General features: G+C 69.3%; 24 protein-coding genes. 7 read left to right on the plus strand and 17 right to left on the minus strand.

The annotated features are described in order from the left end of the window. Nucleotides 1-62 precede the first annotated feature (62 nt). The 4 genes from JOE46_RS15620 to nth are packed head-to-tail and all read right to left on the minus strand — an operon-like array spanning nt 63 to nt 3334. Complete coding sequence (locus tag JOE46_RS15620) at nt 63-1253, minus strand: MarP family serine protease (RefSeq protein ID WP_209927807.1); 1191 nt, start codon at nt 1251-1253, stop codon at nt 63-65. After that, nucleotides 1250-1957 carry a CoA pyrophosphatase gene (locus JOE46_RS15625; RefSeq protein WP_097212972.1) on the minus strand — a complete coding sequence of 236 codons (708 nt, stop codon included), beginning with the start codon at nt 1955-1957 and terminating at the stop codon, nt 1250-1252. Before JOE46_RS15625 ends, JOE46_RS15620 begins: the two co-directional genes overlap by 4 nt. Nucleotides 1958-1971: 14 nt before the next feature. Continuing rightward, nucleotides 1972-2646 carry a TlpA disulfide reductase family protein gene (locus JOE46_RS15630; protein WP_097212825.1) on the minus strand — a complete coding sequence of 225 codons (675 nt, stop codon included), beginning with the start codon at nt 2644-2646 and terminating at the stop codon, nt 1972-1974. A 7-nt stretch (nt 2647-2653) separates the two neighbouring features. After that, nucleotides 2654-3334 (minus strand): endonuclease III, encoded by a 681-nt coding sequence (nth, locus tag JOE46_RS15635; protein WP_097212970.1) that lies wholly within the window; start codon nt 3332-3334, stop codon nt 2654-2656. Nucleotides 3335-3519: 185 nt separating this feature from the next. Between nth and JOE46_RS15640 the strand changes: the two genes are divergently transcribed. The 4 genes from JOE46_RS15640 (at nt 3520) to JOE46_RS15655 (ending at nt 6762) form a co-directional block, all read left to right on the plus strand. After that, on the plus strand, nt 3520-3786 hold the full coding sequence (locus JOE46_RS15640; protein WP_097212824.1) for a hypothetical protein: 267 nt from the start codon (nt 3520-3522) through the stop codon (nt 3784-3786). Between the two features lie 179 nt (nt 3787-3965). Further along, nucleotides 3966-4640 (plus strand): Crp/Fnr family transcriptional regulator, encoded by a 675-nt coding sequence (locus tag JOE46_RS15645; RefSeq protein ID WP_077043064.1) that lies wholly within the window; start codon nt 3966-3968, stop codon nt 4638-4640. 172 nt (nt 4641-4812) lie between these two features. Further along, nucleotides 4813-5742 (plus strand): alpha/beta hydrolase, encoded by a 930-nt coding sequence (locus JOE46_RS15650; protein ID WP_245221063.1) that lies wholly within the window; start codon nt 4813-4815, stop codon nt 5740-5742. Nucleotides 5743-5829: 87 nt separating this feature from the next. Then, nucleotides 5830-6762 carry a LysR substrate-binding domain-containing protein gene (locus JOE46_RS15655; RefSeq protein ID WP_097212823.1) on the plus strand — a complete coding sequence of 311 codons (933 nt, stop codon included), beginning with the start codon at nt 5830-5832 and terminating at the stop codon, nt 6760-6762. Nucleotides 6763-6844: 82 nt separating this feature from the next. Here JOE46_RS15655 and JOE46_RS15660 read toward each other — a convergent pair whose 3' ends face one another. The 11 genes from JOE46_RS15660 to JOE46_RS15710 form a co-directional block, all read right to left on the minus strand. Next, nucleotides 6845-8185, minus strand: coding sequence for an MFS transporter (locus tag JOE46_RS15660; protein WP_097212822.1), 1341 nt, complete (start codon nt 8183-8185; stop codon nt 6845-6847). Nucleotides 8186-8400: 215 nt separating this feature from the next. Then, nucleotides 8401-9396, minus strand: coding sequence for an amidohydrolase family protein (locus JOE46_RS15665; protein ID WP_097212821.1), 996 nt, complete (start codon nt 9394-9396; stop codon nt 8401-8403). A 3-nt stretch (nt 9397-9399) separates the two neighbouring features. Then, complete coding sequence (locus JOE46_RS15670) at nt 9400-9921, minus strand: 3-hydroxyanthranilate 3,4-dioxygenase (RefSeq protein ID WP_097212820.1); 522 nt, start codon at nt 9919-9921, stop codon at nt 9400-9402. Further along, entirely contained in the window at nt 9918-10373 is a 456-nt protein-coding gene (locus tag JOE46_RS15675) for a RidA family protein (protein ID WP_097212819.1), read from the minus strand. Before JOE46_RS15675 ends, JOE46_RS15670 begins: the two co-directional genes overlap by 4 nt. Further along, the gene (locus tag JOE46_RS15680) at nt 10370-11128 is read right to left on the minus strand and encodes a 2-keto-4-pentenoate hydratase (RefSeq protein WP_209927809.1); all 759 of its coding nucleotides are present in this window, start codon (nt 11126-11128) and stop codon (nt 10370-10372) included. The genes JOE46_RS15675 and JOE46_RS15680 overlap by 4 nt, the downstream gene beginning before the upstream one ends. A gap of 11 nt (nt 11129-11139) precedes the next feature. Further along, nucleotides 11140-11961 carry a 2-keto-4-pentenoate hydratase gene (locus JOE46_RS15685; protein ID WP_354578631.1) on the minus strand — a complete coding sequence of 274 codons (822 nt, stop codon included), beginning with the start codon at nt 11959-11961 and terminating at the stop codon, nt 11140-11142. Further along, complete coding sequence (locus tag JOE46_RS15690; RefSeq protein ID WP_097212818.1) at nt 11958-13433, minus strand: 2-hydroxymuconic semialdehyde dehydrogenase; 1476 nt, start codon at nt 13431-13433, stop codon at nt 11958-11960. The genes JOE46_RS15685 and JOE46_RS15690 overlap by 4 nt, the downstream gene beginning before the upstream one ends. Nucleotides 13434-13509: 76 nt before the next feature. Then, nucleotides 13510-14403, minus strand: a complete 894-nt coding sequence (locus tag JOE46_RS15695) for an LLM class flavin-dependent oxidoreductase (RefSeq protein WP_097212817.1) — start codon at nt 14401-14403, stop codon at nt 13510-13512. Nucleotides 14404-14485: 82 nt separating this feature from the next. Then, nucleotides 14486-15271, minus strand: coding sequence for an MBL fold metallo-hydrolase (locus tag JOE46_RS15700; protein ID WP_097212816.1), 786 nt, complete (start codon nt 15269-15271; stop codon nt 14486-14488). Between the two features lie 122 nt (nt 15272-15393). Further along, nucleotides 15394-15852: a RidA family protein gene (locus JOE46_RS15705; protein WP_097212815.1), complete on the minus strand. Its 459-nt coding sequence runs from the start codon at nt 15850-15852 to the stop codon at nt 15394-15396. 6 nt (nt 15853-15858) lie between these two features. Next, nucleotides 15859-16023 carry a DUF4177 domain-containing protein gene (locus JOE46_RS15710; protein WP_072750449.1) on the minus strand — a complete coding sequence of 55 codons (165 nt, stop codon included), beginning with the start codon at nt 16021-16023 and terminating at the stop codon, nt 15859-15861. Nucleotides 16024-16077: 54 nt separating this feature from the next. Here JOE46_RS15710 and JOE46_RS15715 point away from each other — a divergent pair, with 54 nt between their 5' ends. Further along, entirely contained in the window at nt 16078-17094 is a 1017-nt protein-coding gene (locus tag JOE46_RS15715) for an ArsA-related P-loop ATPase (protein ID WP_097212814.1), read from the plus strand. Next, the gene (locus JOE46_RS15720; RefSeq protein WP_097212813.1) at nt 17091-18203 is read left to right on the plus strand and encodes an ArsA family ATPase; all 1113 of its coding nucleotides are present in this window, start codon (nt 17091-17093) and stop codon (nt 18201-18203) included. Before JOE46_RS15715 ends, JOE46_RS15720 begins: the two co-directional genes overlap by 4 nt. On the opposite strand, the gene JOE46_RS15725 is transcribed toward JOE46_RS15720, so the two are convergent. After that, entirely contained in the window at nt 18182-19438 is a 1257-nt protein-coding gene (locus tag JOE46_RS15725; protein ID WP_209927811.1) for an MFS transporter, read from the minus strand. The two genes, JOE46_RS15720 and JOE46_RS15725, sit on opposite strands and share 22 nt — an antisense overlap. Then, entirely contained in the window at nt 19435-19917 is a 483-nt protein-coding gene (locus JOE46_RS15730) for a MarR family winged helix-turn-helix transcriptional regulator (RefSeq protein ID WP_179800621.1), read from the minus strand. Before JOE46_RS15730 ends, JOE46_RS15725 begins: the two co-directional genes overlap by 4 nt. A 101-nt stretch (nt 19918-20018) precedes the next feature. Here JOE46_RS15730 and JOE46_RS15735 point away from each other — a divergent pair, with 101 nt between their 5' ends. Continuing rightward, nucleotides 20019-20468: a cupin domain-containing protein gene (locus JOE46_RS15735; RefSeq protein WP_097212966.1), complete on the plus strand. Its 450-nt coding sequence runs from the start codon at nt 20019-20021 to the stop codon at nt 20466-20468. Nucleotides 20469-20475 lie beyond the last annotated feature (7 nt).

The following is a 20475-nucleotide window of genomic DNA, read 5'->3' on the forward strand; positions in this document are numbered from 1 at the left end:
CGCGCCCGTGAGTCCTTCTGGCCCGCACAGGGGCCAGAAGGACTCACGGGCGGCGAAGCCGCCTAGAGGATGCAGCCACCCGTGTTGACGGCGCTGCTCGCCGCGGAGGCCCCCGCCAGCTGGCGCGAGACCTCCTCGGCGGTGAGCACGAAGCCGGTGTCGCTGTTGTCCACTGCCGCGCCGAACACGACGCCGAGCACCTGACCCCGCTCGTCGACCAACGGTCCCCCGGAATTGCCCTGACGGATCGAGCCGCGCACCGTGTACACCTCGCGCTCGACCTCGGCGGCGCGGTAGATGTCGGGGCCGGTCAGATCCAGGGTCTCCCGCACCCTGGCCGCGCTGGCCGTGTACGGACCGCCGCCCGGGTAGCCGAGGACGATCGCGCTGTCCCCGCTCGCGGCCGCCCCCGGAGCGAACGGCAGCACCGGGGCGCGCAGGCCGGGCACCGCCAGCACCGCGACGTCGACGGCCGGATCGAAGAGCACCACCTCGGCGTCCAGCGGCCCGTCCGCGGTGTCCACCGAGACCCCGGTCGTCCCCGCCACGACGTGCGCGTTGGTCATGACCCGCTCCGGGGCCACCACGAAACCGGACCCCTCGAGCGCGCGCTGGCAGCTCGGCGCCACCCCGCGCACCCGGAGCACGCTGGTCTGCAGCCGCTGCGCGACCGGACTACGCAGCACGCCGGGGTCGGGCGCCTCGACGACGGCGATCGGGGTGCGGCCGAACGGCCCGATCACGTCGGGCAGCCCGGAGGTGTCCAGCAGCGCCGAGAACTCGTCCGGCAGCCTGCGCATCCAACTCGGGGCGTACTCGTCGACCTGCGTCAGAACCCGCGACCCGCGCACCGCGCTCGCGACCTCCGGTTGCGAGGACGCGGTCAGCGGGATGGCCAGCAGCCACGCGGCGACCAGGACGGCGGTCAACTGCAGGCCGGCACCGATGACGCTGTCCACCGACCGCGCGACCGGGCTGTGCATGCCGCCGCGGGCGGCGCGGCCGAGCACCATGCCCGCGACCTCGCCGATGACCACCAGCACGACGATCAGGGTGATGCCCGCGAGCACGCGCATCCGCCCCTCGTCGACGTGCACCAGCACGTGCGGCGCGATCAGGATCCCCGCGACCGCACCGAGCACGACGCCGAAGAACGCGAGCGCGGACGCGACCGCCCCGTGCCGCCATCCCGACGTGGCCGCGAGAACGGCGATCGCGAGGATCGCGAGGTCGATCCAGGCTGAACCGGTCATCGCTCGTGTACCTCCACGATCCCCGCCTCCACCTCTGCCAGCGCGACCTCGAGGTCGCGGATGTCGGAGCGGTCCCATTCGATCTCCCAGCCGGAGATCGCGATGAGCCCGGCCAGCACGCCCGCGGTGAAGCCCCACACGAGCATGTCGTCGACCAGGAACGCCGGGCCCTGGTATCCGAGCCGGTGCCGGACCTGGAAGCGGTTGTCCGGGTCGAGCAGGGTGCGCATCGGCACCCGGGCAACCCGCTCGGTCTCGGCGAGGTCCACCGCACGGACCGGGGTGGGGCGATCCCAGTACCCGATCACCGGCGTCACGTCGAAGCCCGAGGGCGGGACGAAGATCCCCGGCAGTACCGCGAGGGTGCGCACCCCGGCCGGGTCGAGCCCGGTCTCCTCCTCCGCCTCCCGCAGCGCGGTCCCGACGGGTCCGTCGTCCTCCGGATCACTGGCGCCGCCGGGAAAGGCGATCTGGCCGCCGTGCTGCCGGAGGGTGGAGGCGCGTTGGAGCAGCAGCAGGTCGGCGTCCTCGGGTAGGCCACCGACGGCGATGGGATCGGCCTCGGGGGAACCACCGAAGAGCACCAGCACCGCAGCCTCGCGCGCCTGCACTCCGCTCGGCGCCCGCCGCAGCAGCACGGGGTTGACGGAATTGGTGTCCGACGGCGGCAGCGTCGAGACCCGGCGCAGCCATTCCGGCGGCAGGTGGTTGGTCTCGCTCACGCGCTCACGCCCAGCTTCTCGTGCACCGCCGCGGCGATCTGGTCTGCACTATCGAACGGCACCGGCAGTACCCCTGCGACGGTGCCGTCGGCCCGGACCATCACGGTCACGGGCAGCACGTTCGGCGCCCCGACGGCCGCGGCGATCTTGCCCGTGCCGTCCTGTACGCCCGGCAGGTGCACGCCGTATTCGGTCAGCGCGGACAACGCGTTCCCTTCCTTGGGGTCCTGGTGGACGGTCAGCACGGTGACGGCGTCCCCGGCGCGGTCCGCGTACTCCTGCAGGGCCGGCAATTCCCTGGCGCAGGGCCCACACCAGTAGGCCCAGAGGTTGACCAACGCGGGCTTGCCCGCCAGCGCGGCACCGACGTCGATCCTGCCACCGTCGGAGAGGCACTCGAGCCTGATCCCGGCCAGCGGTCCGGCCGGGACAGCGCCGGGTGTGGGAGTGGGGCAGGCACTCAGCGCGGCCTCGGCGCGCACGCCTGCCAGCGCCTCGGGCGTGTCGCCGGGGGCCCGCTCCTGCGGCGCGACGGTGGAGTTGCCGATGGAGTCCGCATAGCCGCGCGATCCGGTCTCGTCCGAGTCGCCCCGCGGCCAGATCGCGACGATCAGGGCCACCACGACGACGAGTGCGGCCAGGCTCCACCGGCCGGTGTTCGACAATCGCACGGTCAGCTCACCGACCCGCCAGCTCGAGCAGATGTTCGGTTTCGGGGCCCTTCACCAGGGCCGCAGCGGCCACCGGGTCGGTGGTCCCGATGCCGTAGGAGGGACAGTCCTTGGCCAGCAGGCACACCCCACATGCCGGCTTCTTCGCGTGGCAGACCCGGCGGCCGTGGAAGATCACCCGGTGCGAGAGGTCGGTCCACTCCTTGCGCGGGATGAGCTCGCCGATCGCGTGCTCGACCTTCACCGGGTCCTCCTCCTGCGTCCAGCCCCACCGCCGGACAAGCCTGCCGAAGTGGGTGTCGACGGTGATCCCCGGCACACCGAACGCGTTCCCGAGGACCACGTTGGCCGTCTTCCTGCCGAAGCCCGGCAGCGTCACCAGATTCTTCAGGTCGCCAGGGACCTCGCCGTCGTATCGCTCGAGCAGCGCCTGCCCGAGACCGATGATCGAGTTAGTCTTGTTCCGGTAGAAGCCGGTGCTCCGGATGTACTCCTCCAGCTCCGTTCGATCCGCCTCGGCGTAGTCGCGGGCGGTCCGGTATCGGGCGAAGAGCGCGGGCGTCACCTGGTTAACCCGCACGTCAGTGCACTGCGCGGACAGAATCGTCGCCACCGACAGCTCGAGCGGGGTGGTGAAGTCGAGCTCGCAGTAGACGTGCGGGAACGCCACGGTCAGCGTGCGGTACATCCGCCGCGCCCGGCGCACGAGGCCGAGGCGGGTCTCCTCCTTTGCCGGTCGCGAGGTCGGCGCCGCCCCACGCGGGCCCGGGGTCTGCGATGCGGTGGTGGACACCGGACCAACTCTACGGACGGTGCCAAACGGAACTGGACATCGTTTCGCTTCTGAGACAAACGCCGTGTTTACTACCCGGTATGCAAGGACTGGCTGTGGTGCTCTTCCCAGTGCTGCTCATTCTTTTTGCACTGGCAATGGAGCGGGTGGAGTTCCGGCTGCGCCGACTGACCGTGCGTGAGCAGGAGGTCCAGGAGTTCCTGGACAAGGCGAGTCATGCCGACGTCGCCACCCTCGCCAACGAGGGGCTGCCGCGCGCGCTCGCCCGGTTCCACCTCCGCCGCAAGCGCGGCGCCGAGGATGAGGACGAGGACGAATCGCAGGCGCCGGAGCAGCGCGCGAGCTGACCTTTTCGGAGTGTCGGGCCCCGTTCGGCGTGCGGCGCGTGGCGTCGGTCACTAGTCTTCGACGTCGGGACGATAGACTTCCAGCGAGTACTCAACGATGGGTCGACGCGATCGTGCGTCGATCACGTCGGGGGAGACCACACGATGGCGTCCCCCAACGACCCGAAGAAGGAGCACACGTGGACGAGATCCTGGCCAGAGCCGGAATCTTCCAGGGAGTCGAGCCGTCGGCGGTGGCCGCGCTGGTCAAGCAGCTGCAGCCTGTCGACTTCCCGCGCGGGCACGTGATCTTCAACGAGGGCGAGCCCGGCGACCGGCTGTACATCATCGTGTCCGGCAAGATCAAGCTCGGACGCCGCTCCCCCGACGGTCGCGAGAACCTGCTCACGATCATGGGCCCGTCCGACATGTTCGGCGAGCTCTCGATCTTCGACCCGGGTCCGCGTACCTCCACCGCCACCACGGTCACCGAGGTCCGCGCGGTGCAGATGGACCGCGATGCCCTCAAGTCGTGGATCGATCAGCGCCCCGAGATCGCGGAGCAGCTGCTGCGCGTGCTGGCCCGTCGCCTGCGCCGCACCAACAACAACCTCGCTGACCTGATCTTCACCGACGTCCCCGGCCGTGTCGCCAAGGCGCTGCTGCAGCTCGCCCAGCGCTTCGGCACCCAGGAGGCCGGGTCGCTGCGCGTGACGCACGACCTCACCCAGGAAGAGATCGCCCAGCTGGTCGGCGCCTCCCGCGAGACCGTGAACAAGGCGCTCGCCGACTTCGCGCACCGCGGCTGGCTGCGGCTCGAGGGCAAGAGCGTGCTGATCTCCGACTCGGAGCGTCTGGCCCGACGGGCCCGGTAACTCCCCCACACGCACGAATCGGCCATCCCGGATCCCCGGGGTGGCCGATTTTGCGTTGACCCCAACTCCTATAGCCAAACTGGCATGGCAGCGAGCAAGCTTTGCATTCGACAGGCATGAGACCGGGACCGCAGTATTGACCTTGCCGGGTTCGACAGGGAGGGTCACAGCGATGGGAAGCAGGTCGAGGGTGGAGATCCGCCGCAACGGAGGTATCCAGACCGAGCATCCGATGTCCGATCCGCAGACCGACGTCGAGTACAACGTCCGAAACACCGTGTCGCCAGAGCTTTTCGACGAGATCATCGGCGAATACCTCGCCCGATCCGAGAGCGCGGTACAGGGCCTGCGCGGATTCACCGACATCTACTACGACCCGCACAGCCAACAAAAACTGGACGTCTGGGGAATCTCCGACGACCCCCGGCCGGTATTCATCGCCATCCACGGCGGGTACTGGCGCGCCCTTTCCCGACACCACACGGCCTTCATGGCGCGCGCCCTAGACTCGGAGGGGATCGCCACAGTCACTGTCGACTACGGTCTCGCGCCGGAGACGACGCTCGAGGAAATCGTTCGCCAGGTCCGAGCGGCGGTCGCATGGGTCTACCACCACGGCGCCGGCCATGGGCTCGACCCCGATCGCATCGTCGTCGGCGGCAGTTCCGCCGGAGGGCACCTCACCGGCGCCGTCATGGTCTCGGGCTGGCAGCGTGAGCTCGGCCTGCCCGAGACCGTCGTGCGTGGCGCCATGCCGATCAGCGGACTGTTCGACCTCCGCCCGCTCGTCGACTCGTTCGCGAACGAGTGGCTCGAACTAGACATCGAGCGGGCGCACGGGTTGAGCCCATTGCTCCATGCGGACGGACCCGGACCTGCGGCCGTGATCGCCGTTGCGGAACACGACGGCGCCGGGTTCCTCATGCAGACCCACCGGTTCCACGACGCCTGGGCGGAGCACTCACCCTGCGACCTGCTCGTGGTTTCCGATCGCAACCACTACGACATCTTTCTCGATCTGGCCGACTCCACGACGGCGCTCAATCGCGCCCTCGTCGGCTTGATCAACGGACTCGCGGAGCAGCGCTCACCTGCGGGATAGGCGGGTATAGCAAAACAGGTATAGCGAGGACCATGAACTATCAGTTTCAGCTATTTCCGCGGGTCGAATCCCGATAGGCTCGGCGACATGGACACGCCCCGACTCCTCGATGGCCGCCTCAAGCTCCGGCACCTGGTGCTTGTCGACGCGCTGACCCGGCAGGGCAGTGTGGTCGGCGCGGCCGCCGCACTCCACGTGACCCAGCCCGTGGCCACCCGCAGCCTGCACGACCTCGAGTCGATTCTCGGCGTGGAGCTGTACGAGCGCGGGCCGCGCGGCATCACGCCGACGATCTTCGGCGAGGCCTTCACCTCACACGCGAGGGCCGTCATCGCACAGCTGACCCAGGCCGGCAGGCATGTGGTCGAGCTGGCCGACGCCGATCGCGGGACCGTGGTGGTCGGCACCCACCTCGCCGGATCGAACGTCCTGCTCCCGGGAGCCATCGCGCGCCTGAAGGTGGAACGACCGCTGCTCACGGTGATCGTGCGCGAGGGAACCCCGGAGACGCTGCTCGTCGAGCTCGAGGCCGGCCGTGTCGACCTGATCGTGGGCCGGCTCACCTCCCCCACCGACCAGTCCGCCATCCGCGACACCCTCTACGAGGAATCGGTGGAACTGGTCACCCGCGCACACCACCCACTGGCCGAGCTCGACGGCCTGACCCTCGCGGACCTGGCCGACTACCCCTGGATCCTGCCGGGTGTCGAGACCTCGCTGCGCCGCGAACTCGAGGAGTTCTTCGCCAGGAACGGTATGCCGTTGCCCGAGAACCGGGTCGAGGCAACCTCGTTTCTCACCGTCCGCCAACTGCTCATCGAGACCGACATGATCGCGGTGCTGCCGAGCCTGATCCCGCGCGACGACGCTCGGCTCACCACCCTCCCGGTGACGCTGGATCCGATCGGGCACCGCGTCGGGATCACACTCTCTCCCGGACGCACCCTCAGCCCTTCGGCCGAGGCGCTCGTCGGCAACCTGCGCCGCATCGCGGCGGAGATCGCACCGACAGATCGGTGAGCCGCTCCCCCGACACCGAACAGCGACGAGCCGCCCACCCGTCGGGTGAGCGGCTCGTCGAATGCGCCTGGACGGATGCGGCCTACACGTGTGCGCGCTCCGCAGCGGCCGGGAACTCCGGCCCCCTCGAGCTCGACGGGACGAGCCGGAACAGCGCGATCGCACCGGCCAGACTGATCGAGCAGATGACCACCAGGTACCAGGTGACACCGACCGAGGAACCGGTCGCATTCAGCAGCGCCGTCGAGATCATCGGCGCGAGCCCACCACCGAGGATGGCCGCGGTCTGCAGGATGAGCGACGATCCGGAGTAGCGCACCCGGGCCGGGAAGGTGTCCGCGATGATGCTGCCCTGCACGCAGTGCGTGACGGGAATGATCAGGCCCATCCCGAGGAAGGCGATCACCGCGAGCACCGAGTTCTCGGTGTTGAGCAACGGGAAGAACGCGATGCACCACAGCAGGATGGCCGCCGACCCCGCGATGAACATCGTCCGCCTGCCGTAGCGGTCCGCGACCGTCGTCCACACCGGGATCGTCGCGAACCACAACACGGCGGCGGCGGTCACGCTGAGCACCAGGAACTGCTTGTCATATCCCAGGTGCTGGGTGCCATAGGAGAGCGTGAACACCATGAAGGCGTACGCGACCGCGGAGTTGGCCACCACCGCGAGCAGGGTCAGCGAAAGCCGGGGGAACCCGACCTTGAGCGACTCCTTCAGTGGGAAGCGGACCACGTCGCCCTTCTCGAGAATGCCTGCGAACGAGGGAGATTCGGTCACCCGCAGCCTGATCACGAGGCCGATCGCGACCAGCACGAAACTCAGCAGGAACGGGATGCGCCAGCCCCACGACTCGAAGGCCTCATCCGACAGCACCGCGTTCGTCGTCAGGAAGATGGCGTTGGCGAGCACGAGTCCGGCTGGGGTGCCCATCTGCGGGAACCCGGCATAGAGGTTCTTCTTGCCCTCGGGCGCATGCTCCATCGACATCAGGGTGGCGCCCGCGCCCTCGCCGCCGAGACCGATGCCCTGCACGATCCGCATCGCGACCAGCAGGACCGGGGCCCAGAAGCCGATCGAGTCGTAGTTGGGGATGAGACCGATGAGCGTGGATCCGACGCCCATCATCACCAGCGATACGACCAGTGTCGCCTTGCGACCGATGCGGTCACCGAAGTGCCCGAACACCAGGCCGCCAAGGGGCCGCGCGATGAAGCCGACCGCGAAGGTGCTGAACGCGGCGAGGGTGCCCACCGTCGGGCTCAGGCTGGGGAAGAACTGCTTGTTGAAGATGAGCGCTGCTGCGGTGCCGTAGAGGAAGAAGTCGTACCACTCGAGCGTCGTGCCCGCGAGGGTGGCCATGGCCACCCGGCTGCGAGCCGCCGCGGCAGGGCCGGGACGGTGTTCCGGGTTCTCGTTCATCGTGGGACCTATCATGTTGGGAGACAGCGAATGTGATTGCGATAGCCGCGCGAGTCGAAGTTCCGCTCATCGAGGGACCGAGGGCGGGAAGCGGTGACGATCACAGTCTCACCCTGTGAGCCATGACACACAAATGCCGATTTGCTGATCTGCCATACCTATTTCGATATAACAGGATCGGTACCGCACAGCCTGCAGGCCCGCCCACCGGCCGGTCAGCTCAGCCCCAGGAACCGCTCGGCATTGCCGCGGGAAATGAGTTGCCGTGCAGCATCATCGAGGAACTCACTCTTGCGCACCACCTCTCCGACCGGACGTTCCCCGAGCGGATAGGGGTAGTCGCTGCCGACCATCACCCGCTCGACACCGACCGTGTCGACCAGCAGCCGCAGCGCCCGTTCGTCGAAGACCACGGAGTCGACATAGAAGCGCCCGAGGTAGTGCGACGGCGGGAATTCGGACGTTCCGATCACGTCGTTGCGCCCGTGCCAGGCGTTCTCCATCCTCCCCAGCCAGAAGGCGAAAGATCCACCGCCATGCGCGAATCCGATCTTCAGACTCTCGTCGATCCGGTCGAACACGCCGCCGAGTATCAACGCCAGTATCGAGAGGTGGGTCTCGGCAGGCATCGCGGTGAGCCACTGCGCCATCCACCGATCCAACCGAGGGGAGTTCGCCATGTCCCACGGGTGCACGAACACCGGCACCCCCAGTGAGGCGCAGTGCTGCAGGAAGGTGACCACGCCCTCGCTGTCGAGGTCCAGGTCGCCGACGTGGTTGCCGATCTCGACGCCCCGATGTCCGTTGGCGACGCACCGCTCGAGCTCGCGGCACGCGGCATCGGTGTCCTGCAACGGAACCTGACAGAACGGGATCAGCCGATCCGCGGCAGGCGCGACGATCTCCAGCGCCAGGTCGTTGAAGATCCGTGCGATCCGCTCGCCCTGCTCGCCGGTCCGGCCGTAGTTGAAGAATGCCGGGGTCGGCGAGACCACCTGGGTACGGACACCGTCCGCGTCCATGTCCCGCAGCCGGATCTCGGCATCCCAGCAGTCCGCCTGGATCCGGCGGAACTCCTTCGTGCCCATCATGATCATCGCCTCGGACTCGGACTCGATCCGCAGCCATGGCGCCTCCGGACCCGCCACCGCCGTCAGGTCGGGCCAGCCGTTCGGCACGTAGTGGGTGTGGACGTCGATCATTCCGCTCACCTCTCACCCCTTGCCCGGATGGAGGGTTCCGCAGTTCCCACAGGTGCGGGCTTCGACACTCTCGTAGAACTGGGTGAACACCGGAGGCAGGTCGGCGACGATGTCACGGACCTGGAGTTCGACCTCGTGGATCAGTGCGTCGCAGTCGATGCAGTACCACTGGAACTTCTCGAGCGTGCCCTCCTCGCGCACGCGCTCGATGACCAGGCCGATCGAGCCCGCGGTCGGACGCTGCGGCGAATGAGGCAGGTTGCCGGGCAGCAGCCAGGTCTCGCCCTCACGGATGTGCACGGTCTCGGGGCCGTTCTCCGTCATGACATTGACGTGGATATCACCCTCGAGCTGGTAGAACCACTCCTCGTACGGATCCAGGTGGTAATCGGTGCGCTGGTTCGGCCCACCGACCACCTGGACGATGAAGTCGCTGCCGAGGGCCATGGTCTGGTTGTTCACCGGGGGCTTGAGCAGATGCTCGTTGTCGGCGATCCACTTCTGGAAGTTGATGGTCGGCGGGACTCGGGTCATGACGTGGCCTCCGATGTGGCGGTTCGGTTCTGCGAGCGGGCGACGGGTCGGTACGCGACGCCCTGCATCTCGATCAACAGGTGGGGGTGCGGGAGCTGGTGTACCGCGACGGTGGTGCGGGTGGGACCTGCTTCGTCGAACATCTCGGCGTACACCTCGTTGTAGCCGCCGAAGTCGTTCATCGACACCAGGTACGAGGTGACCTGGACAAGGTCGGAGAGCTCGGCGCCGACCTCGGCGAGGATGGCGCGCATGTTCTCGATGACCGCGCGCGTCTGGGCGCGGATGTCGAGCGAGGTGGTACCCATCTCGTCGACCGCGACGCCGACGAACGTGTTGTCCGGCCGTCGCGAACTGGTTCCCGAGACGTACACGAAATCCCCGGCGACCTTGACGTGCGGGAACCGGCCCCGTGGCGTGGCCAGCCGCCCGATCACCTTTGCTTCGCTCATTTCACTCCCCTCACGCTGACGCGGCCTAGCCCGGCGATGTGGCACTGCGCGACCTCAGCGGTCAGCGTGACGGCCGCGGTGGCCGCACCCGCGAGCACCACCTGCCCCGCCCGCAGCGGGATCGCCCGACGACGCGCCATGTCCACCAGCGCGTGCAGCGCGCGCACCGGATTGCCGAGGATCGCCGAGGTGGATCCGACCATGGCCTGGCTACCCACCTCCAGCCGAACCGCTCGGTTGTCGACATCCTGCATCCGCTGCCACTGCCCGACCACATAGCCGGCGGCCGAGGTGTTGTCGGCAACCACGTCGGTGTACGTGAATCGGAAGTCCCGGTAGCGGGAGTCGATGATCTCCATCGCAGGCGCCACCGCGTCCACGCAGGAGACGATGTCCACGGCCGGATCGCCCGGGTTCACGTCGCGGGCGAGCCGGTACGCGATCTCCGGCTCGATCTTCGGGTGGATGAACCGGGCCAGGTCCACGTCGCCGCCGTCCTCGATCCGCATGGCGTCGGTGAGCTGCCCGACGATCACGTCGGACACACCCATCTGGGCCATCTTGGCCTTGCTCGTGAACCCGAGCTTCACCCCGACGATGGATTCCCCTCGGCCCATCCGGCGGCCGACCAGGGCGTTCTGGATCCGGTAGGCATCGTCGATGTCGACCTCATGGCTGTCCGCGAGGCTGGGCGTGTCGGTCACGGTCCGCTGGGCGAGATCCAGGCGATCCGCGAGCCCGTCGATTTTGATCATGTTGAGCTCCTTCACTTCTCACGTCCTACCAATGCCGACTCGATCACGGCGTCGACCTCGCCCAGCCCATCGAGCCGAAGCCGGAAGCTGCCGGCCTCGGTGATCGGAACCATGGGACCCAGTGCACCGGACATGACGATGTCGCCTGCCCGCAACGGCTGCTCACGTGTGACGAGCTCCCTGGCCAACCAGGCGACGGCCACGACCGGGGAGCCGAGGCAGGCGTGACCCGCACCGAAGGACACCTGCTCGCCGTCCCGTTCCAGTGTCATCCCGACCCGTGACAGATCCAGCCCGGTCAGCGAGTACGGGGTGGTCCCCAGGACGACGGCTCCGCTCGACGCGTTGTCTGCGACCGTGTCGGTGATCGCCAGGTCCCAGTCGGCGATCCGCGAGTCGACGATCTCGATGGCGGGCAGGACGAAGTCGGTCGCGCGCAGGACGTCGGCGACGGTCGCTCCCGGCCGATCGAGGTCCCGGCCGAGCACGAACGCGATCTCGCCCTCGGCCCGCGGCTGCAGGAACCGGGCGGCGGGCACGGGCTCGGTGTGGCCGTACATCATGTCGTCGAGCAGCACGCCGAAGTCCGGCCGGAAGACACCGAACTGCTTCTGCACCGCCGGCGCCGTGAGCCCGATCTTCGCGCCGACCACGCGTGCCCCGCGACCCACCTCGGCGGCGACGACCCGACGCTGGACCTCGTAGGCGGCGTCGAGGTCGCTCTCGCCCAGGAACTCCCGCACCGGCGCGGCAGGCACCAGCGACGCCCTGGCGGCGATGAGCCGCTCTGCGGCCGCATCGAGAGCCGTGGTCGATCCCGATGTCACAGTCACAGTTGCACACACACATTCGTGGGTTCGGTGTAGAAGTGGAGTGATGATTCGCCGCCCTCCCGGCCGATCCCGGAGAGGCCCGCGCCACCGAACGGCGAGCGGAGCTCGCGCGTGAACCAGGTGTTCACCCAGGAGATCCCGACACGCATCTGCTGCGCGACGCGGTGCCCGCGGCGCAGGTCGTTCGTCCAGACCGCCGCGGCGAGTCCGTACTCGGTGTCGTTGGCGAGCGAGATCGCCTCCTGCTCGGTGTCGAACGGGATCAGCGCCGCAACCGGGCCGAATATCTCCTCTCGCACTGCACGATCGGCGTTCGTCAGGCCGGTCCAGAGGGTCGGCTCGATCCAGGAGCCGCCTGCGAGGTCGGCGCCCAGGTCGGGGATCCCGCCGCCGGTGAGCACCTTGGCCCCGGCCTGTTCTGCGATCTCGAAGTAGCTTCGGACCTTCTCGCGGTGCGCCTGGGAGATCAGTGGCCCGGTGGTGGTCGTGGCGTCGGTTGGCGCGCCGAGCCGAAGTCCCTCGGCGCGCTCGACCAACCCGGCCGCGATGTCGTCGAAGATGTTGCGCTGCACGTACACCCGTTCGGTACACAGGCACACCTGCCCGGTGTTCGCGAACACCGAGCGGGTCAGGCCGGTGAGGGCCTCGTCGATGTCGACATCGTCGAACACCACCGCGGCATTCTTGCCGCCGAGTTCGAAGGAGACGGGACGGACTCGCGGCGCGACCGTCTTCATCACATGGGATCCGGTCGCCGAGGAGCCGGTGAAGGTGACCCCGTCGATGTCCGGATGATCTGTGAGGAATTCCCCGGCCGAGTTCCCACCGAATCCGTGCACCACGTTGTAGACACCCGCAGGCAGCCCAACCTCCTCCAAGACCTCCGCGAGCAGCGTCGCGGTGGAGGGCGTCTCCTCGCTCGGCTTGACGACAACGGCGTTCCCGCAGGCCAGTGCGGGCGCCACCTTCCAGGTCAGTAGCAGCAGCGGCAGGTTCCACGGCACGATCACCGCGACCACACCCAAGGGCTTGCGCACCGCGTAGTTCAACGCCTGCCGCCCGCCGCCGAGGTCGGTGAGGAACGACTCCTGCCCCGCCGCGGCGACCACGTCCGCAAAGGTGCGGAAGTTGGTCAGCGCGCGGGCCACGTCGAGCTCGCGGGCCTGCGTGATCGGTTTTCCGGTGTCGGCCATCTCCGCGGCGACGAACTCCTCGAACCGCTCCTCGATCCGATCTGCCGCCCTGCGCAGCAGGGCCGCCCGCTCCCGCACGGGCGTATCAGCCCACCCGTTGTCGAGCGCGCGCCGCGCCGATCGCACGGCGCGGTCGACGAGAGCGATGTCCGCCTCGTGCACTCGGGCCACCAGCTGCCCAGTGGCGGGGTCGAGATTCTCGAAGCTGCGCTCCGGGTCCGGGTCGACGAAGCTGCCGTCCACGTAATTGCGAATCCAGGCTTCGCGGGGTGTGGTCATGCATTCATGATTGGCGGGGAATCCATGCCGAACAAATGCGAATTTCCTCGCAAGCTATGCACATATCGACATAGCTTCACCCCCTCTGGCCGGCGACCGCCTCGCGAACCGCAGGAACCACCTCAACCGCCCACTTCTCGTGCTGGTGCGGGTCATCGTCCTCGGCGCCGAACACGAAGGTGTCCATGCCCGACTCGAGCACCAGCTCGGTCAGCTCGTCGACCCATTGCTCGACCGGCCCGTTGAGGAACCCGCTGCTCGGTCCGTCGGTGATGGCGCCGAACACGTTGTAGATCCGCTGGATCGCCGCGGGGTCACGGCCGGCCGCCCTCGCGGACTCGTCGATGCGCGCGTGCAGACCGGGCAGCACCGGCGGCGGGAAGTAGCTGACCGACGGGACCCAGCCGTCGGCCGAGCGTCCGAGCACCCCGAGCATCCGCGGACCCCCGACCCCCAGCCACAGCCCGATGTCGTGCGCGGGCCGCGGCCCCGGATGCGCACCGGAGAGCCGGTGGTGAACACCCTCGTACCGCACCGATTTCTGGTCCGACCACATGAGCCGGATGACGTCGACGGCCTCGGACAACGCACCCGCGGCCTCGCCTGGCGTGCGTTCCGGTCCGCCCATCCCCCCGATCGCCGGCCAGAACGCACCTGCCCCCAGCGCCAGCTCGAACCGCCCGCCCGAGATCACGTCCAGGCTCGCAGCCGCCTTCGCCATCACCGCGGGCGGTCGCAGTGGCAGGCACGCCACATCGGGGAACACCCGGACCCGGGTGGTGCGCGCCAGCACCAGGGCCATCAGGGACCAGGTGTCCAGGAACCGCTTCTGATACGGATGGTCCTGGATCCCGACGAGATCGAGCCCCTCGTCATCCGCCATCGCGACGAGGTCGAGGATCTCGTCGACCCGGTCGGCATCCGGGGTGGGGAACATGCCGAACTGCAGTGGACGTCCGTAGTCGGTCATCGCCGCGCTCCTCGGTCTCGACTGCGCCTGATGTCCACAGTCACCGACGTGGCCCGAATGCGCAACGGTCGCCGAGGCCGGCTCAGCGGCGCAGGTACTCCAACTGCACGCGCACGGACTGCTCGGCGACCGGCCACAGGCTCTGATCGACGTCGGAGTAGACGTGCTCGACCACCGCGCGTGGGCCTGCGTCGGCGCCGAGGATCTCGAGCGCCGCGCGGACCTGATCGAGTCGCTCCTCGCGATGGCTCAGGTACTGCTTCGCCACCGTCTGCAGGTCCGGCAGGTCGGGACCGTGCCCGGGCAGCACCGCGCGGCCCGTGCCCAGGTCGATGAGGGCGCGCAGCGAGGCCAGGTAATCGCCGAGATCGCCGTCGGAGGCGTCCAGGACGGTGGTGCCCCGGCCCAGGATGGTGTCGCCGGTCAGCACCGACCCCTCTCCCTCGATCACGAACGAGGTCGAGTCCTTGGTGTGGCCTGGGGTGCGCAGCACCCGGATCGCGAGACCGACCTCTTCGATGAGCTCACCGTCCGGCAGGCCCGCGTCGGTGTGCGTGCGGAACCGCGGGTCGACGGAACGGACCGGGCTGCCGGTGAGCGCGGCGAACCGCTCGGCGCCCCCGGTGTGGTCCCCGTGCCGGTGGGTGATCAGGGTCAGCGCCACCGGGCCGACCGCCGCCACCCGCAGCAGGTGATCCTCGTCGGCGTCACCCGGATCGATCACCACACATTCCTCGCGGCCGGGCGCCCGCAGGATCCAGGTATTGGTGCCGTCGAGCGTCATCATGCCCGGGTTGTTCTCCAGCATCACCGCCGCGATCGGGGTGACCTGGCGCAGCTGGGCGTACGCCGGATGTGCCGTGGTCATGGGCTCACTGTACGACCCCGGCGGCGCCGCGGGCGTTGGGCCACATGCTGATTGAAACTCGCGCCGACGCCCGCGCGCTGGCCCACCGATTGTCGGGCCGATCGCGCGCGGGCGCACCGCAGCTAGCGGACTTCCGCGATGACCTCGACCTCGACCGGCGCGTTCAGCGGCAGCTCGGCCACGCCGACCGCGGACCGGGCGTGCACACCCGCGTCGCCGAATACCTCGCCGAACAGCTCGGAGGCGCCGTTGATGACGCCGGGCTGCCCGGTGAACCCCTCCGCGGAGGCCACGAAGCCGACCACCTTGACGATGCGCACCACCGAGTCGAGCCCGACCAGCGCGTCGATCGCGGCGAGTGCGTTGAGCGCGCAGGTGCGGGCGGCGGCCTTCGCCGTGTCCACGGAGACCGCGCCGCCCACCTTGCCTGCCTGCTGCAGTTCACCGTCGATGAAGGGCAGCTGGCCAGAGGTGTAGACGAGGTTCCCGGTCCGCACCGCGGGAACGTAGGCCGCGACCGGTGCCGCCACGTCGGGCAGCTCGATCCGCAGCTCAGCGAGCCTTGCAGTCCAGTCGGTCATGCTCGATCAGCCCTTCGGGCGCTTGAGGTAGGCCACGTGCTGCTCGCCGGTCGGGCCGGGCAGCACCGACACCAGTTCCCAGCCGTCGCCACCCCACTGATCGAGGATCTGCTTGGTCGCATGGGTCAACAGCGGAACGGTGGCATATTCCCAGGTAGTCAATTCGCTCATGCCGCTGAGCCTAGTCGGCCGACGCCGCGCTCCCGCGACTTATAGGCTCGGGGGGTGGCAGCACCCGCGACAGCACCCGTATACGAGTGGCCCGCCAAGGCGGACAAAGCTCGCCTGCATTTCGTCTCAGGGAAGGGCGGCACCGGAAAGTCCACGGTCGCGGCCGCTTTGGCGCTCGCGCTGGCCGCGGGCGGCCGACGGGTCCTGCTCGTCGAGGTCGAGGGCAGGCAGTCCATCGCGCAGCTCTTCGACGTGCCCCCGCTGCCGCCCGAGGAAACGAAGATCGCCACGGCCGACGACGGCGGCGAGGTCTATGCGCTCGCCCTCGACATCGAGCACGCGTTCCTCGAGTACCTGGACATGTTCTACAACCTCGGCTTCGCCGGTCGGGCCATGCGCAAGCTCGGCGCCATCGAGTTCGCGACCACCATCGCGCCCGGCCTGCGGGACGTGCTGGTCACCGGCAAGATCAAGGAGTGCGTGGTGCGCACGGACAAGTCGGGCGCCCGGATCTACGACGAGGTCGTCGTCGACTCCCCACCCACCGGCCGGATCGGCAGCTTCCTCGACGTGACGAAGGCGATGGCCGACCTCGCCAAGGGCGGACCGGTGTATTCGCAGTCCGAGGGGGTGGTCCGGCTGCTGCACTCCGACGAGACGATGGTGCACCTGGTGACCCTGCTCGAAGCCCTGCCCGTGCAGGAGACCACCGACGCGGTCGAGGAGCTGGAGGCGGCCGACCTTCGGCTGGGCACGGTGATCGTCAACCGCAGCGGCACCGCCTACCTGCCGACCAAGGCGATGGCTCAGGCCGCCGACGGCACCATCGACGCGGACGCGGTCCGGGCCGGGCTGGACGCCGCCGGGATCTCGCTGTCCGAAGCCGACTTCGCGGGCCTGCTCACCGAGACCATCGAGTACGCCTCGACGTTGCGCGCCCAGGACGACAGCGCCGCCACCCTCGACGAGTTGGACGTCGCGCGGCTGCATCTGACGGCGCTGACCGACGGCATCGACCTCGGTGGGCTGTACGAGCTGGCCGAGCAGCTGGCCGAGCAGGGCGTCCGATGACCACGACTCTCGACATCGACGAGATCCTCACCGACCCCGCGTCACGGATCGTGGTGTGTTGCGGGGCCGGCGGCGTCGGCAAGACGACCACCGCCGCGTCGATGGCGCTGCGCGCGGCCGAGGAGGGGCGCCGGGTCGTGGTGCTCACCATCGATCCCGCCCGCAGGCTCGCCCAGGCGCTGGGGGTGCGCGAACTCGACAACTCCCCGCAGCCGGTGCAGCTGGCCCCTGGCGCCACCGGTGAGCTGCACGCGATGATGCTGAACATGCGTCGCACGTTCGACGACATGGTGCTCGAGCACTCCGCCCCGGACACCGCGCAGCAGATCCTCGCCAACCCCTTCTATCAAACGGTGGCCACGTCCTTCTCCGGCACGCAGGAGTACATGGCCATGGAGAAGCTGGGTCAGCTGGCCGCCAGCGACGAGTGGGATCTGGTGGTCGTGGACACCCCGCCCTCGCGCAACGCGCTCGACTTCCTCGATGCCCCGCAACGCCTCGGCGCGTTCCTCGACGGCCGGATGATCCGGATGCTCTCGGCTCCGGGCCGAGGGATCGGACGCCTGGTCACCGGCGCGATGGGCCTGGCGCTCAAGGCGGTGAACACCATCGTCGGCAGCCAGATGCTGTCCGACGCATCGGCGTTCGTGCAGTCTTTCGAGTCGATGTTCGGCGGGTTCCGGGAGCGGGCCAACCACACTTATCAACTGCTCCGCGCGGAGGGCACCCATTTCCTGGTGATCGCGGCCGCCGAGCCGGACGCGCTCCGAGAGGCGTCGTTCTTCGTCGATCGGCTGTCCACCGAGGGGATGCCGCTGGCGGGTCTGGTGCTCAACCGGACCCATCCGACCCTGAGCTCCCTGTCGGCGGATCGGGCGACGGCCGCGGCCGATCAGCTGAAGGAACGGGGCGAGCACCCGTTGACGGCGGCGGTCCTGAAGATCCACGCCGAACGGGCCCGCACCGCGCAGCGGGAGCTGCGGCTGCTCGGCCGGTTCACGGGCGCGCATCCCCGGGTGCCCGTGGTCGGCGTGCCGTCGTTGCCTTTCGAGGTCTCCGACCTCGAGGCGCTGCGGGCGGTCGCCGATCAGCTGACCGGCCGGGGCTGACCGACCTCGTCGACCACCGCCTGCCGGGGTTGCCGCACCACGAGAGCGGCGGCGCCTGCGGCGACCAGGCAGGCGGCCGCGCCCATCGCGAGCGCGACGCGGCCGCCGAACTGCTCGGCGACGGCACCCGCGATCGGCCCGCCGATCGGCGTCGACCCGAGGAAGGCCACCGACCACAGGGCCATCACCCGGCCGCGCATGCCGGCTTCGGCCTCGAGCTGCAGGGTGCTGTTCCCGATGGAGAGGAATCCGACGCTCGCGGCGCCGACCAACACCAGGATCACCAGTTCGAGCCAGAAGGTCGGGGCGACGGCGGCCGCGGCGATCAGCACCCCGAACGACGTCGCCGCCGAGATCAGCGCGGGGATCCCGGTCTTGCCGCGGGCGGCGACGAACAGCCCGCCGACCACCGCACCGAATCCCATCGCGGCGGTCATGAATCCGTAGACGCTGGCGTCGCCCCCGAAGGTGTCCCGCGCGAGCACCGGCAGCACCACCTGGAACTCGTAGGCCAGGCAGCCGACCAGCGCCATCATCAGCAGCGGGACCAGCAGTGCCGGGGTGCGCCGCACGTACCGCAGGCCCTCCCGCAGCTGACCCGGCCCCCGGTGCGCGGGCGGCGAGGGACGCAGGGCGCCGAGGTCGAGGGTGACCAGCGACACGACCACCGCGACGAAGCTGACCGCGTTCAGGAGGAAGCAGAGTCCGAGCCCGCCCGCCGCGATGATGATGCCTGCGATCGCGGGCCCGACCGCGCGGGCCACGTTGACCAGGACCGAGTTCAGGCTGACCGCGTTGCGCAGGTTCTCGGGCCCGACCATCTCCAGCACGAATGCCTGTCGTGCGGGGTTCTCGAAGCTGTTGTTCACCCCGAGCAGGAACGCGAGCACGTACACCTGCCACAGCGTCACCGTCTGGGTCACCGTGAGAATCCCGAGCACCAGCGCGAGCACGCCCATCATCGACTGCAGCCCGATCATCAGCCTGCGCTTGTCCAGGCGGTCGGCGACGACGCCGCCGTACGGGCCGAACAGCAGCACCGGCAGGGTCTGCAGCGCGATCACCAGGCCGAGCGCGGTGCCAGACCCGGTCAGCTGGAGCACCAACCACGCCTGCGCGACGGCCTGCATCCAGGTACCGACCATCGACACCGCCTGCCCGCCGTAGTACCGGCGGAAGTTCGGGGTGGCGAGGGACGCGAAGGTCCGGTGCGCGGTCGCCGCGAGCGTGGTCACGGCCGGCCGCGCGCGGCGGTGCCCGAACCGGATCCGGCGGGCTGCGGCGCGATCTCCCTGGCCAGCGACTCGAGCGCGGGCAGGGCGGATCGAAGGGCCTGCTCCTGCTCCTCCGGCAGCCGAGAGAGCGCGTCCGTGAACAGTCGGGTCCGTTCGCCGCGCAGCCGGCGGTGCATCCGCTCGCCGGCCTCGGTGACCTGCACCTGCGCGACCCGGCGGTCCCCCGGGTCCGTCGAACGCTCGAGCAGGCCGTCGGACTCGAGCTTGCCGACCACCCGCGAGAGCATGGTCGGGTTCAGCCCCTCGGTCTCGGCCAGCGCGCCCAACCGCAGCGGGCCCAGTCGCCCGACGGTCCCGAGCACGGAGAGCTGCGTCCGGGTCATGCCGTCACCCGAGACCTGCCGGTCGACCAACCGGGCGATCCGGCCGAGGGCGATCTTGAGGCGGGTGACCTCGTCCTCCGAGTGCACCGTCGCCATCGTTACCCCTCCCATTTAGTTGCCTATCGGCAAGCATATAACTCCGGGGGAAACGTGTCGACCGCCTGACGGGAACGGCAGGCGCTGCAATGATCGGTGCCATGACGGAGCTGCCCGACTGGGCGCGCGAGCTGAACCTCGCGCCACACCCCGAGGGCGGCTGGTATCGCGAGACCTGGCGCAGCGGCATCACCGTCCCGGCGACCTCCCTGCCCGGCGACTATCCCGGAGCCCGGGCAGCCGGGACCGCAATCCTGTTCCTGCTGATGCCGGGCCAACAGTCCGCGTGGCACACGGTGCGCAGCGAGGAGATCTGGCTGCACCACCGCGGCGGCCCGCTCCTGCTGGACCTCGGCGGGGACGGCGACCGGCCCGGCCGGGTCACCGAACACCTCCTCGGCCCCGACATCGTTGCCGGTCAGGCCCCGCAGCTCCTGGTCCCGGCGCGGCACTGGCAGCGAGCCCGCCCGGCCGGTGACGAACCGATCCTGGTCAGCTGCGTGGTCGTACCGGGATTCGACTTCGCCGACTTCCGGCTGGCCGACGGCTAGCTCTCGG

It is taken from the genome of Rhodococcus sp. PvR099, from assembly GCF_017833315.1.
Classification (GTDB): domain Bacteria; phylum Actinomycetota; class Actinomycetes; order Mycobacteriales; family Mycobacteriaceae; genus Rhodococcus_G; species Rhodococcus_G oryzae.

Coding starts and splice junctions, on each gene's coding strand:
- JOE46_RS15620 (WP_209927807.1), bottom strand. CDS start 1,253: ATGACCGGTTCAGCCTGGATCGACCTCGCGATCCTCGCGATCGCCGTT.
- nth (WP_097212970.1), bottom strand. CDS start 3,334: ATGTACCGCACGCTGACCGTGGCGTTCCCGCACGTCTACTGCGAGCTC.
- JOE46_RS15640 (WP_097212824.1), top strand. CDS start 3,520: ATGCAAGGACTGGCTGTGGTGCTCTTCCCAGTGCTGCTCATTCTTTTT.
- JOE46_RS15650 (WP_245221063.1), top strand. CDS start 4,813: ATGGGAAGCAGGTCGAGGGTGGAGATCCGCCGCAACGGAGGTATCCAG.
- JOE46_RS15655 (WP_097212823.1), top strand. CDS start 5,830: ATGGACACGCCCCGACTCCTCGATGGCCGCCTCAAGCTCCGGCACCTG.
- JOE46_RS15660 (WP_097212822.1), bottom strand. CDS start 8,185: ATGAACGAGAACCCGGAACACCGTCCCGGCCCTGCCGCGGCGGCTCGC.
- JOE46_RS15670 (WP_097212820.1), bottom strand. CDS start 9,921: ATGACCCGAGTCCCGCCGACCATCAACTTCCAGAAGTGGATCGCCGAC.
- JOE46_RS15675 (WP_097212819.1), bottom strand. CDS start 10,373: ATGAGCGAAGCAAAGGTGATCGGGCGGCTGGCCACGCCACGGGGCCGG.
- JOE46_RS15680 (WP_209927809.1), bottom strand. CDS start 11,128: ATGATCAAAATCGACGGGCTCGCGGATCGCCTGGATCTCGCCCAGCGG.
- JOE46_RS15690 (WP_097212818.1), bottom strand. CDS start 13,433: ATGACCACACCCCGCGAAGCCTGGATTCGCAATTACGTGGACGGCAGC.
- JOE46_RS15695 (WP_097212817.1), bottom strand. CDS start 14,403: ATGACCGACTACGGACGTCCACTGCAGTTCGGCATGTTCCCCACCCCG.
- JOE46_RS15700 (WP_097212816.1), bottom strand. CDS start 15,271: ATGACCACGGCACATCCGGCGTACGCCCAGCTGCGCCAGGTCACCCCG.
- JOE46_RS15705 (WP_097212815.1), bottom strand. CDS start 15,852: ATGACCGACTGGACTGCAAGGCTCGCTGAGCTGCGGATCGAGCTGCCC.
- JOE46_RS15710 (WP_072750449.1), bottom strand. CDS start 16,023: ATGAGCGAATTGACTACCTGGGAATATGCCACCGTTCCGCTGTTGACC.
- JOE46_RS15720 (WP_097212813.1), top strand. CDS start 17,091: ATGACCACGACTCTCGACATCGACGAGATCCTCACCGACCCCGCGTCA.
- JOE46_RS15730 (WP_179800621.1), bottom strand. CDS start 19,917: ATGGCGACGGTGCACTCGGAGGACGAGGTCACCCGCCTCAAGATCGCC.
- JOE46_RS15735 (WP_097212966.1), top strand. CDS start 20,019: ATGACGGAGCTGCCCGACTGGGCGCGCGAGCTGAACCTCGCGCCACAC.